A 12,510-nucleotide genomic window follows, 5' to 3' on the forward strand; every position below is an offset into this window, starting at 1 on the left:
ACGCCATTTTTCTTGTCCGCCATGAGCGGGTCGTAAACAATGATGCCACCATCAGCTTCAAAGGGCAGATTTATGAAGTCCCCACCGCATTCAGGTAAGGCACCATGTGCACCGCCTTGGTCGGGCAGTGTTCAGAGTATGCCCCGCAATTGGTGTTGTCCGTATAGACCACACAGTTTTCTTTAATGAACTTTGCCACGCCGACCTGGGTGCGTTGCTTTTCTGTTTTGGAAAGGGGGAGGAGGGCACCACTGGGGCAGATAGTTGCAGCAGGCCACACAGCGGCTGGTATCCACGGCCATACTTTTTATGTCAATGCAGCCAGCCTTGCAGACGGTTTCACATAATCTGCAGGTCTTGCAGGTATCCTTGTCAATGCCGATTCTGAGCAGCGATACGCTGGCCACGAGGCCCAGCAGGGCCCCCAGTGGGCAGAGGATGTTGCAGTAGAGGCGGCCATGCCGGGCGCTCAACCATCCCGCCACACTTAGGGTTGCCAGTGCGATCCCCAGGGATACCGGTGCGACCACCGGCCACTAAACACGATAAAGGGTATTGACCCCCAGGCACTCCATCAGGGGGGCCGACAGGTTGTTCAGGGCAAGGATAACGGGGCGCAGGATATTTGACAAAATCCGTCCGAAACTGCTGAAGGGGTCAAGCAGGTTGAGCGCAAAGCCACTGCCCAGAAGAAAAAACAGGACCGTCAGGGAAAAAAGGTATCTCGTAAGAGGGTGCGTGGGGGGGAAAAGGCGTGCCTGGGGCGGCATCTTTGTCTTTTCCCACTGAATTTCCAACTTGATTTCCCCCTGAAGAGGCGCTTTGTTGAGAAGAGACGGGAAATCAGATCCTGAAGTGTTCCCAGGGGACAGCTGGTGGCGCAATAGATCCGGCCGCACACCAGGGTTAGGGCCAGGACCACTATGAATCCCGTTGCCCCCATTGCCATCTGTCTCAGAAACTTGAGCAGAGACGGAACAAATTGCAGATAGATCAGGCTGACCAAAGCAAGGAATTTCATGAATAAAAAAAACACATGGCAGAAAAACCTGCCACAACGAAAAATTTTTGTTACTCAAAAACGGCAGGTATATCAGGAACGTCTAGAGAATCGGCTCTGGCTTTATTATACCAACAAATCGGTGAAATCCTACTCTACTGTCGAATTTCAGATTGCTTTTTTCGTTTTTCCATGGCCAGGTCCAGGTAATACCGGCTTTGATCATCACGGGGATTGCTGGCAAGGGCCTTGTTTAGGTAGACAACCGCCTTGTCCATATCCCCCTGCAGGTAATAGGCCGTCCCCAACTCGCTGAGGATCACTTCATCGTCAGGGGAAAGACGAAGTGCGGTGGAAAGATTAAGAATGGCCTGGTCAGGTGCTCTGCGTCTCAGCTCCACCATGCCCAAATACTTGTAAGGGGCTGCCTTGCGTGGTGCCAATCCGATGGCATTGCTTAAAAGCTGCGCTGCTTTATCCAGGGAGCCGGATTCGGCCATGATCAGGCCCAGGGCGGTCAGGGCCGCTTCATTGTTCGCATCGAGCCGGATCGCCGTGCGCAGACTGTCCACTGCCAGCTTTTTCTTTCCGCCGGCGATATGGGCCAGGGCCAGGTTATAATGATCTATGGCCGTGTCATAATCATCGGCTGTGATCTTTTTTTGAATGGCATCTGCTTGAATCCCGGCACAGGCGGTCTTGAGATCCGTGCAATCAAAGATGTCATAGGCGGGAACCGGAACCCGCCGGCAATAGCTATCCACGATTTTCCGGTAGCGCAGCTGCTCTCTCTTTTCAAGCTGGGGCCAGGGCAGGACACCCTTGAACATGGGCACATTGGCTGAGGCGGCAAACGCCACCAGATCCATCAGGGTGGCGTTATCGTTGTGGCTGTTTAAAAGGTGCTCTGTCTCCGCCGATAGCCAACGGTTTCCGCCGATCATGCGTTGGATATTATCCCCATTTTCCTGATACAGGGTTCTGGGGGCTGAGAATTCAAGATAGGGCAGGTTATCCGTATGCAACGGGCCGTTGCCGAACATGGGTCTCAAATCCTCGGATACGATCAAATGGACAAGAAAATCGATTCCTGGAAAACTGACCAGGGTGGACTTTTTTGCATAGACCGCATTCTGCTTTGCCACCTTCCAGTCCAATTTCCCATGCGCATCATTGAAGCCCAACATGAGGTAATCCACGGGACCCACCTTGATCAAGGTACTGTTTTGAAAAACAGCGGTAAAGGTTCGCCCCAGCAGGGAAAATGTCGCTTTATCCATTTCATAGGCCTGGATCCACTGGCCGAAAAATCCTTTGGGCGTCAGACGCTTCCTGGCCAGTTGAAAAAATTCCAGGGTGTATAAATTGGCCAGTCCGGCCATCCAGGGATTGGAAGGTTCGGAGATAATCACATCGTAGGAGTGGCGGGTCAGGGCCAGATGATTACGCCCGTCCTGGATCATCAGGTGGGTGCGGGGATCCTCCAGGCAGTTATTGTTCCAGGGAGAAAAATAGTTCCGGCAGGCGGTGACCACCGCCTGGTTGATCTCCAGCACATCCAGCCTTTCCACAGGGTAGAGCAGGATCTCTCCGGCGGTCATGCCGCTGGCAAGCCCCAGCAGCATGACCTTTTTGGCACTTGGATGGAAAAGCATGGGAATATGCGCGGAAAGCGTTTGCGTGGAACAGTCCCCATGGGAAGAGGCATCGGCCTTGCCGCTGTTGAACATGGCGTATTCCACGGTTCCCATGCTGGTGGTTTCCCTTTCGACGGTGGTAAATCCGCTGGTGCTCTCCCCCTGGAAAACGACATCCAGCCCCTGACGGTGATGGGCAATCCGCTGGGCCCCTTTCATCAAAGCCTCTGTCCACCCCGTGCAGTTCAGCTCTGACTGAAGCGCATCAAAGTCCCGATACCATCCCCGTGAAAGCAGGTCGGTGCGCCAGTTGGGAAAAAAGCTGATCAGCAGGCATCCCATAGCGATCAGCCCCGCAATGGCCAGGCGATGGGGGATACGCCTTTGCCTTTTGACGTTCAAGTATAATAGCATTAGACCTGACAGACAAAACTGCAATAAAATGACCATGCGTAATCCGTTCATTTTGCCCACCCATGGCACCAGTACAAAACCGGCCACAAAGGAACCGGTCAGGGCTCCCACGGTATTCAGGGCATAGGCCGTTCCCATCCGACGTCCCATGCTGCCGATGGATTGAATGTAAAGGCGGTTGACCAGCGGGAAGGCCGCCCCCAGCAACAGGGTCGGGGCCAGCAGCAGACCGAATAGCACCAGGGACTGCATGAAAAGAAGATGGGAAAATCGGTCTTGGTAGGTATGAATCAATTTGGCGAAAAAAAACTGCCCGTTGCCCAGGAGTTGACTGACGACAAGTGCCAACATGGCTGCCGCCATCTGAGTGCCGGCCAGTAAGGCCAGTACGTTGTGGGTTTTGTCGGCCAGGCGGCCGAACAGGATACTGCCCAGGGCCAGGCCGATGATAAAGGTGGCCACCACAAGGCTGAAACAATAGGTGGTGGGCCCGGCAATGAGCCCCAGCAAACGTGTCCACAGAACCTCGTAAGCCATGGAACAGAATCCGGAGGCGGCAAAGATCAGCACACCCCAGCGGACCAATCCATCATGGATATTGTTGCATCCCGGTGTCACGGCCTGGGCCGGTTCTTCATGCGGAAGATTCGCCGACGATACCCCATCGGCGGGCAGGAAACGTGAAAGCAGAATGCAGGACAGACCAATCAATCCGTTGATGGAGGCAAACAGGGTCAGGGTCATGGAAACGCCCAGGCTTTTAATCAACACAAACCCGCACAAAATAACGCCCAGTGCCGCCCCGATGGTGTTCAGGCCGTAAAGCCATCCGGTGCGACTGCCGATGTGATCCAGGCGCATGACGTAAAACCGGCACAGCACCGGAAGGGTCGCTCCCATGAGGGCCGTGGGCACGATCAAAATAAAAACGGAGCTGACAAGGGAGACAAGGGGATATGCCCAGGCATGATTCAGAAGCGGGTCATAAAGGAAGTGGTAGAGCGGCTGGATGGCCCGGATCAGGAGCGGTACGAGCATGGCGCACGAGCCGATGCCGATTTCCATGACACCGTACAGGGTCAGCAGGGTGGCCCGCCGGGTAAACCGGTCCACGATCCGGCCGGACAGATAGCTGCCCAGGGCCAGCCCGGCCATGAACACGGAAAGCACCGTGGCCACGGCAAACGGCGCTCCGCCAATGATCTTGTCGATGAGCCGTACCCAGATCACTTCATAGACCAGGCCGGCGGCTCCGGAAAGAAAAAAGCAGCCGGCCACAAAAAAATTCAGCATCTTTTTACCATGAAAATGAGAAGGGATTTCATGAAATTTTCCTTATCAGATGTAAAATCATCCGTTGGATCTGCCCTGTTGTTGCAGGGTTTCAAGATCTTTCCGGCCCCTCATTGAAAGGGAATCGGTTTCCCGACGGTTCCGGAGGTTGAAATAGAGGTATGCCAAAACTCCCAATCCGATGGTGCCAAGTCCGAACAGGGCCGTGACCGGGCGGCTTTTGATGGAGTAAAAAATGATCCATAGATTTCCGAAAATAAAGAGCAGCGGTGTCAGCGGGTATCCAAAGGTTCGGTATGTGCCGCCGGACAAGGGGGTGCACTGCCGGATGCGCATCAATCCAATGACCGCCAGCATGGCAAAGAGTGAAAGGGTAAATCCGATATAGAGCAAAAGGCTGTCAAATGAGGCTGAGACCACCATCATGACGGCAATGGCCCCTTGCAGGAAAATGGATTTGGCCGGTGTGCTGCGATGCGGGTCCAGACGGCCGAACATCTGGAAGAAGAGTCCGTCCCTGGACATGGCATAATAAATTCTCGGCCCGGTCAGAATCATGGCGCTCAGTACGGATAACAGCCCCAGGGCCACGGCGCCGCTGAACAGTCGGCTGACACCCGTGCCGAACAGGGAAGAGGCTGACTTGGCACCGATTTCCAGTACACCCTCCATGGCTTGGGAAGGCAGGGCATACAGGTAGACAAGATTCAGCAGGACGTACAAGATCACCACGACTATGGTACCGGCCAGCAAAGCAATGGGAATATTCCTCCGGGGATTGACGATCTCAGACCCCAGATATGCGGCAGCGTTCCAGCCGCTGTAGGAAAAAGAGACAAAAATCAGGGACACGGCAAACTTTTCCGGGGACCAGGCAGGGGATGCCGGGGCTGTAAAATGGTCCATGGAGCCGTTGCCCAATGCCAGACCGGCACAGATAAACACGATCACCAGAGCAATTTTAAACAGGGTTAATCCGTTTTGTACCCGGCTGCCGGCCTGGAGGCTGTGATAGTGGATCAGGGAAAAGAGCAGGATGACTCCCATGGCCGTCAGCGTCTGGGGTGACAAGGTCACCAGCGGGATGTCGGCTACCTGGAAAACCATCCCTCCACTACCCGCAGGGATTGAAAAGGCCTGGAAAAGGTAGGTGGCAAAGGCCATGGATGCCGCCGCAATGGGTGCGGAAAATCCCACGATCAGGGAGATCCAGCCGGAGAGAAACCCCACCGGCCGGCCCAGGGTCTCCTTTAAAAAAACGTACTCCCCGCCGGCCTTGGGAAAGCGTGCGCCCAGCTCTCCGTAGCACAGGGCACCGCACAGGGCGAACAACCCGCCGAAAATCCAGCACAGAACAAGGGTGTGCGGATTTTTCAGCTCGGCCATGATAAACCCGGAGGTCGTGAAAATACCGGAACCGACCATATTGGCAATGACCAGGGCCGTTGCCGAAAATAGGCCCAGTTCCCGTTTTAATTCATTGGACATTTTATCAAATTCCTATTTCTTGAAATCACCGATGTAGACCGGATGTTCAAGCAGTTAATTGGGAATTTAATGGGCAACGCGCCCTCCATCAGACAAGAAATCACCCACATAAAGCAGATATTCAAAGGGCATTCTGTCGGTTCCTGTCTGTTCCAGAATCGTTCCCAGGGTTCCGTGCATGACCTTTTCCTTTTCCGCATAGCCGGCACTGAATACGATGGCCACGGGGGTATCCGCCGCATAGTGGGCCGACAGACCGTTGATGAACTTCTTGAACTCCGTGCGCATGGTAAAGAGCACCATGGTGCTCTGATGGACAGCCATCTCCTTAACCGACCATCCTGATGCCAGGAGCACGGAATGAGCGTTTTCTCCTTCGGTGACACCGGCCTTGAGGGCCGCATTGGCGGCGTTGAAACAGCTCAGTCCCGGCACCACTTCGGTATTGAGGTCGCGTAGCTCGGTCAGGGACCAGGCACAGGGGCCGTAGACCAACGGATCTCCGCTGTCCAGCATGGCAACGGTCTTGCCCTGGGCCACTGCCTCACGCACCATGGCGGCGAACGTTTCCTGTTTTTTATGATACTCCTCACAGCTCATACGTTCCCGTTTTTGTTTTTGCGCGTCTGGCGGAGTCTTGGGGCAGGGTTGCCCGTAAAAGGGGAAAAGGCGATGATAACCGGTGATCACTTTTTTGCCGGAGAGGGCATCCTTAAATTTATCCCTGAGCCGCTGGTGGGCAAAGATCAGATCTGCCGATTTGATTACTTTAAGTCCCCGCAGGGTGATCAGGTCGGCATCACCCGGGCCAACGCCGACCAGATAGAATTTTCCCTTTCCGGTCTGGTTGGAGGGCGGAACCGGCTTGAATGTGGCCCGGCCCAGGGCTTTGCCCACGTATACGATGGATCGCCGTTCATCAATGCCGGAAGTATCGGCGGCAAAGCTGCCCACCGTACCCATGGTGACCCTTTCCTGACCCACCATGCCGGCACTGCTGACAATGGCTGCCGGTGTGGTTGCAGGGTAGGATGTTGAAAGACGGGCAAACAGCGCTTTCATGTCTCTGGGCATGAAAATGACCATGGTGGCCCTGTCATGTACGGCCAATTGCTCGATGCTGTCCCGGCTTCCCTCTTTTTCGAAGGGAGCCGTGAGCATCACTTCACCCAGGCCGACCTGAAGGGCCGCATTGGCCGCGTTAAAGGCGCTGAGACCTGGAATGACCGTCGGATTCAGATCCTTGAGTTCCTTTACGGTCCACATATCGGGCCCGTAAATGGTGGGGTCGCCGCCGCTGAGCAGAACCACATGACTGCCTGCTTTTACCGCCTCCCTTACCATGACGGCAAACTCAGCCTGCCTGCGATGATACTCTTCGCAGTTCATCCGGCCCTTGTTTTTCTTTTTCTCCGGGTTGACCTGTTTGCAATCCCTGCCGTAATAGCGGAACAAAACCCCATAACCTTCCACCACTTTTTTCCCGGAAAAATCGACGTATGGGGTAAGTTTCTGTCTGGTTTTCGGGTTGCAGAACACCAGATCCGCACCGCGGATGGCCTCTGCCGCTCTTACAGTCAGAAGATCGCCATCCCCGGGCCCGATGCCCACCACCTTATAGCTTCCCGACGTCTTTGCCTGTTGGGCTTGGGCCACCCCCTTGGATATCGTGAAGCCCAGGGTCATCAGGGATGCCAGCACCAATGCCAGTCCGCCGATCCAAATTTTTTTCCTTAATTTGTTATCATGCATTTAATTTTCTCCAGATTTCATTTTTGAAAACCCATACTATAGCCGGAAACTCAAGTTGACGCCAAAGGTCCGGTCCGTTGCCAGATAGCCCCGGGAGTCGTAGTATTCCTCGTCTAGAAGGTTCTTGATGTAAAGCTGCAACTGTGCATTCTTTATGTGGTACTTGTTTTTGAACAAGATCTGTTCCACGGCAAAGTTGAAAACGCTGTAGCCTGGATTGTCCACTTCTCTATAGGTATAAATCGGATCTCCGTTTTCGTCTTCACCGATCTCTTCAGACTGCTCCTGTGTTTCCGTGCCCTGATAGGAATAGTCCAGTTTCAAAGCGGTTTTATCGCAAAGCTGGTAACTGAGTCCGGCGGTCACCCGATGTTCGGCTTCATCATCCAGCTCCGTCTCACCGGCCGGTTCGTTCCCCTGGTTGTCGAATTTCTGCCAGGCATAGCTCAGATAAAACGATAGATCGTCAAACAGATGCCCCCCGAGGTTTAGTTCAATCCCATGGCGATACACTTCATCGAGGTTGATTTTATAATCGCTGTAACGCAGGTCGCCGGCACCGGAACCGGAATATTTGGCGTAACTTCTATTCGTGATAATGTAGTCCTTGATCTGATAGAAAGAGTAGTCCAGCGTCATGGAAATATCCCTGCACAGACGTCGGTTAAGCACCAGATCGTAGCCCATGCCATGTTCAGGATCCAGCCAGGCGCCAGCCGGCTTGCCCTGCGGGTTGTACTCACCATGGGAATCCGGTGCATGCCAGATTTTGGAAATACCCAGGGAAAGCGAGGTGTCCCGCAGCCAGTCGGCCATCTGGTCCATTTTCAGGGTGGTATAGGACTTGGGCACCCATTCGTTCCAAGTCCGTTTGATCCAGTCTCCGCGGTTGGGAATACCACTGTTGCTGACCCAGATGTGGACATCCTCATTCCGCAAACCGAACTTGACATCCAGAAAAGAGGTAATGTCCCACTGATGTTGGATGTAGGTGCCATTTTTCCTGACCCGTTCATCCAGATCATCGCCATCGTACAGCTTTGCCAGTTCAAATCCCACCGTGGTCTCATGATTTTCCGACCACTGGTAGATATCCTGTATTCTGCCGCCCTCCTGCTGCCACTTCGTCTTCCAATAGGTCCGTTCCGTTCCAAGGGAATGGTCGTCATCATCGATCCAGACCTCATAGTCCCGATGGCGGTTTTCCATGCTTTTGTAGGCGCCTGCGCTCAGACGTCCGATGGGCAGATTCTGGAAATAATTCACCTTGTAGGACCACGCTTCTTTATCCCAGGTGGGGTCCTGATAGGGGGCCCATGAAGAATCCGTTACCTCGGGATAGCTGGAATCGTGATCATCCCCCGTATTGTTCACGGCAACCTCCCGATCAATGTTGGAATTTGAAGCACTTACGTTGACATACCCATCAAAGGGCAGAATCAGTCCCAGGCTGCCCGAATAGTTTTCGATATCGGTTTCGTTGTGGCGCAGATAACCGTCGGTGCTTTGCTTCTGGGCGCTGACGGCATAGGTCACCATGTCCACGGCTCCATCCAGGCTTAACTTGTGATTCTGGGTGTTGTAGGAACTGAAACTGCTGCTTAGAGTGGCATCCGGTGCCAGCGTTTCACGGCGGTGGGGCGCTTGGGTGATGATATTGACCGCACCACCAATGCTCTTGCTGTCGTAAAGGGCGGAATGGGGGCCGGCGATGATTTCGATTTTTTCAATGGGCAGGGCGGAAAGCAGACTGTAATCTACAATATGTGTGCCTTTGCGGCCGCCGGTTTTCTGAACGGTGAGGCCGTCTACGGCCATTACAAAGCGTCCGCTGGAAAAGCCGCGCATGTTCATGGTATCGCTGTCGGGCACCAGGTCTGTACTCCCCCGAAAATCGAAAATAGCCTGGGTCTTGAGCAGATCCTGGATATTGTTTTTGTCGCCAACGATGGAGAACTCATCAAAATCAATGGTGGTTTTATCGGGATTGACTTTAATCCCCTCTGCTCCGCTTTCTTCCGTAACCACCATATCTTTCAGCTTATGAACCTTTCCTTCTTCAATTTCCGAGGAGGTGACCGGTTGGAAATCGGTTTTCTCCTCTTGCGCGTGGACAGGTGAGACAAGGGTGCTCATCACGAGGAATCCCAGTGCTGTCACCAACGCGTAAATTCGTTTCATTCTTTTTACCTCCTTTCAACTTTTGCATGACATGTTAACGGCTGAACAATCCATCATTTGCATTGACAGTGGAGGCGCTTTGACGTAAAAATAAAAAAGCAGCCCCGCTTGTCGGGATTGCAAACCCCAAGGCAGCCGAAACGTCCTGGCCGGGATGCGGCTGCCTTTTTTTGATCACCTGATTTTGGCTGTCAAATGATCGAAAAATATTTTAATTATGAGCTATAACTCATTGTTTTTTCAGTTTGAAAGTCTCTCCTCCCTCTCAAAAAAAAAGCCACGAAAACAGAGGTCCTCTCTGCCTACGTGGCTGATTTGTTTGATATTCCTGACCCTTTTAGCCCCTTACATCGGAATTCTTGGTCAAAAAAAACAAAAAGTCGATGGACGGCGCCTGGGTTGCGGCTTACCCGCGTTAGTTTGGAAAGGGATGCGACCTTCATGGCCGATTAATTCATAAAATAAAACGGGACCGAAGGTACTCAGTCCCGGATCTCCCTTTTCAAAAAAACCGGAACAAGGCTGTGCCAACCACGCGGCAATACCTCTTTTTTGTCCTGGCAGGTCTTCTGACTTTCGGTTCAATCTGATTGCCGCACCTTCCCAGCCTTCCAGCCAGTGGTATTCTGCAGCGTTCATCTCCGATCACAGCGGCGGGTCCGTCCCCGATTTCCACGGGATTCCCTTTTCAGCTCCATGAGCACCTGAACTCTGTTGGTATAGTTAAAAGGAAAAAGGTTTGTCAACAAAAAAGAGATCCAGTAAAAAAATAGTTGTCATTCATAAAAAAAACATTGACACCGATTGTATCCCCCATTAACCTCTGGCCCATTCGGTCCTGGAAACATCTCCCGAAAAGTTGATGCCCGACCTCAGACAGGACCATCAGACAGATCTTAGGTAAACCCAAGAGGATCTCTATGGCCAGCTTAAGTCACTATCTGTTCCCTTTTTTCAGGGGATTTTGGATGTTATGCCTTCTGGCGGCACCGGGTGCACCGCAGTGGGACCGGACTATGAAAGTCCCGGTCTTGTGCCCCAGGAACCGTGGCGCTCTTCCATGATTCAGAGGCTGACCCTGGAACAGGCCAATCCTGAGCACCTGGCCCAATGGTGGCAGATTTTCAACGATTCGATTTTATCCGATCTCATTGAGCAGGCCATTCTGGCCAACCTGGATCTCCGCCTGGCCCTGGCACGTGTTACCCAATACCGGGCACTGCGGGAAATCGAGGGGAAGGACACGCGGCCAACGCCGACCTTGCCGTCCAGCAGGAGGCATTGCGGGATGTCCTCATCTCCCTTGGGGCGGACCTGGCCCAAAGCTATATTGAGGTGAGAACCTATCAGGCACGCCTGGCAGTGGTCCGGGAAAGCATCACCTCCCAGACCGAATCCCGGCAGATCACCCTGTGGCGATACCAGGCCGGGCTGACAGATGAACTGCCCGTGCGCCAGGCCTTCTACAGCCTGGAGAGCGCAAAGTCCAGAATTCCCACTCTTGAGAGCAGCCTGTCGGCGGCCATGAACCGGGTGGCCGTGCTCACGGAGAAGCGGCCGGGCCAGCTTCACGCGCTTCTCAGCGACGTTGTCTCCCTGCCGGAACTTTTCCCCACCGTTGCCGTGGGCCTGCCCGCCGACGTCATCAGGCGGCGGCCGGACATCCAGGAGGCGGAAAACGAATTCATGGCCCAGACCGCCGCCGATGCTGAGGAGATGATCCGGGAAATTCGGGGGGAAAAATTGCTCGGCCCTGTCAGGGGCATGCCTACCGTGGATACCCAGGACCTGGCCAAGGCCCTTTCCCGGCTGAATTTGCCTTGTTATGAGTCTTCTTTGAATTTCATTTCACCACTGTCTGTAAACTCAAACATTGGCCCCCAAGCTACTTCCCAGTAATAACCATCAAGATCAGAGAAGTATCCACTGAAGCCGCCCCAGAAAGTATCTTGAGGTTCTTTAATAATCCTGGCACCAGCCGTCTCCGCACGTCTTATAATTTCAACAACCTCATCCTTGCTACGAGCGTTGTGAGCAAGTGTGATTCCGTTAAACCCGCTGCGACTTACAGGAACATCGGACGAGATATCTTCTGCGAGTTTTTCAAAAGGGTAGAGGGCAACCCAGGTGCCGGGCAGCTCAATAAAAGTAATCCCATCCGATATATTGGGAGGTGTACCAAGTACAGCTTTGTAAAAGTCTGTAGCTTTGCCTAAATCGCCTACGCCAAGCGTTAAAATTGTTACTCTTGAAATCTTCATTATTCTCACCTTTTTAGTTCATAACGCATTTTTCAGCGGCGAGGGTACCGAGTCCGCTGGAAAAAGATGTGTACGCCCGGCATGGGCGTGAACGTATGGGGTGCAAGTCCCCTATACGTGAATCCTGTTAACACAAGTATTAGCCGAAAACAAGGGCGGAACCGTGAGGGACCGTCTGAAGGAAGTTGGAGTGCAAAACCATGAGCCGACGAACAGAAACAGTATATAAGGCCTGGTCTCCGGGTAAGCCAGCACAACATATCAAAGCCCAGGATTCAGGAGACAGGGTAAATGCTGCGGTTGTGTAGTGACAGTTCACGTTCTTTCACCCCTCAAGGGGGTACTGAAAAGAGTCCGGGGAGATCTGCTTTGCATGCATTGATTTTCTTTTGCAAAAATTCCCGGGTAGGACCTACCGGGATACCAAGGTCCAGGCATCACCGGCTGTTGCCGACGGTGATGAGATACAAACAACGGGCAGAAC

9 protein-coding genes and 1 riboswitch are annotated in these 12,510 nt (G+C 53.3%); of the genes, 1 reads left to right on the plus strand and 8 read right to left on the minus strand.

Annotated features, from left to right (window positions below):
- Positions 1-182: 182 nt before the first annotated feature.
- From ACYQ2M_RS23670 to ACYQ2M_RS23700, 7 genes are all read right to left on the minus strand, one after another.
- On the minus strand, positions 183-530 hold the full coding sequence (locus tag ACYQ2M_RS23670) for a 4Fe-4S binding protein (protein WP_459918868.1): 348 nt from the start codon (positions 528-530) through the stop codon (positions 183-185).
- A 6-nt stretch (positions 531-536) separates the two neighbouring features.
- Complete coding sequence (locus ACYQ2M_RS23675; protein ID WP_459918876.1) at positions 537-797, minus strand: hypothetical protein; 261 nt, start codon at positions 795-797, stop codon at positions 537-539.
- Positions 707-1,021 (minus strand): 4Fe-4S binding protein, encoded by a 315-nt coding sequence (locus ACYQ2M_RS23680; protein ID WP_459918869.1) that lies wholly within the window; start codon positions 1,019-1,021, stop codon positions 707-709. Before ACYQ2M_RS23680 ends, ACYQ2M_RS23675 begins: the two co-directional genes overlap by 91 nt.
- A gap of 134 nt (positions 1,022-1,155) precedes the next feature.
- Positions 1,156-4,344, minus strand: coding sequence for a fused MFS/spermidine synthase (locus ACYQ2M_RS23685; protein WP_459918870.1), 3,189 nt, complete (start codon positions 4,342-4,344; stop codon positions 1,156-1,158).
- A 57-nt stretch (positions 4,345-4,401) separates the two neighbouring features.
- Positions 4,402-5,832: an APC family permease gene (locus tag ACYQ2M_RS23690; protein WP_459918871.1), complete on the minus strand. Its 1,431-nt coding sequence runs from the start codon at positions 5,830-5,832 to the stop codon at positions 4,402-4,404.
- A 66-nt stretch (positions 5,833-5,898) separates the two neighbouring features.
- A complete protein-coding gene (locus tag ACYQ2M_RS23695) occupies positions 5,899-7,584 on the minus strand; it encodes an SAM-dependent methyltransferase (protein WP_459918872.1) in 1,686 nt (561 codons plus the stop codon).
- Between the two features lie 36 nt (positions 7,585-7,620).
- Positions 7,621-9,765 carry a TonB-dependent receptor gene (locus ACYQ2M_RS23700; RefSeq protein ID WP_459918873.1) on the minus strand — a complete coding sequence of 715 codons (2,145 nt, stop codon included), beginning with the start codon at positions 9,763-9,765 and terminating at the stop codon, positions 7,621-7,623.
- A gap of 542 nt (positions 9,766-10,307) precedes the next feature.
- Positions 10,308-10,488, minus strand: a riboswitch (cobalamin riboswitch).
- A gap of 486 nt (positions 10,489-10,974) precedes the next feature.
- On the opposite strand from ACYQ2M_RS23700, the gene ACYQ2M_RS23705 reads away from it, so the two are divergent.
- Positions 10,975-11,664, plus strand: coding sequence for a TolC family protein (locus ACYQ2M_RS23705; RefSeq protein ID WP_459918875.1), 690 nt, complete (start codon positions 10,975-10,977; stop codon positions 11,662-11,664).
- Here the strand turns inward: ACYQ2M_RS23705 and ACYQ2M_RS23710 are convergent.
- Positions 11,589-12,026, minus strand: a complete 438-nt coding sequence (locus ACYQ2M_RS23710) for a VOC family protein (protein ID WP_459918874.1) — start codon at positions 12,024-12,026, stop codon at positions 11,589-11,591. The genes ACYQ2M_RS23705 and ACYQ2M_RS23710 overlap by 76 nt on opposite strands.
- Positions 12,027-12,510 lie beyond the last annotated feature (484 nt).

This window comes from Desulfocicer niacini (assembly GCF_054657595.1).

What these genes read in the sequence shown, in the direction of transcription:
- ACYQ2M_RS23680 (WP_459918869.1), bottom strand. Translation starts at nt 1,021, where the DNA reads ATGAAATTCCTTGCTTTGGTCAGCCTGATCTATCTGCAATTTGTTCCG.
- ACYQ2M_RS23685 (WP_459918870.1), bottom strand. Translation starts at nt 4,344, where the DNA reads ATGCTGAATTTTTTTGTGGCCGGCTGCTTTTTTCTTTCCGGAGCCGCC.
- ACYQ2M_RS23690 (WP_459918871.1), bottom strand. Translation starts at nt 5,832, where the DNA reads ATGTCCAATGAATTAAAACGGGAACTGGGCCTATTTTCGGCAACGGCC.
- ACYQ2M_RS23695 (WP_459918872.1), bottom strand. Translation starts at nt 7,584, where the DNA reads ATGCATGATAACAAATTAAGGAAAAAAATTTGGATCGGCGGACTGGCA.
- ACYQ2M_RS23700 (WP_459918873.1), bottom strand. Translation starts at nt 9,765, where the DNA reads ATGAAACGAATTTACGCGTTGGTGACAGCACTGGGATTCCTCGTGATG.
- ACYQ2M_RS23710 (WP_459918874.1), bottom strand. Translation starts at nt 12,026, where the DNA reads ATGAAGATTTCAAGAGTAACAATTTTAACGCTTGGCGTAGGCGATTTA.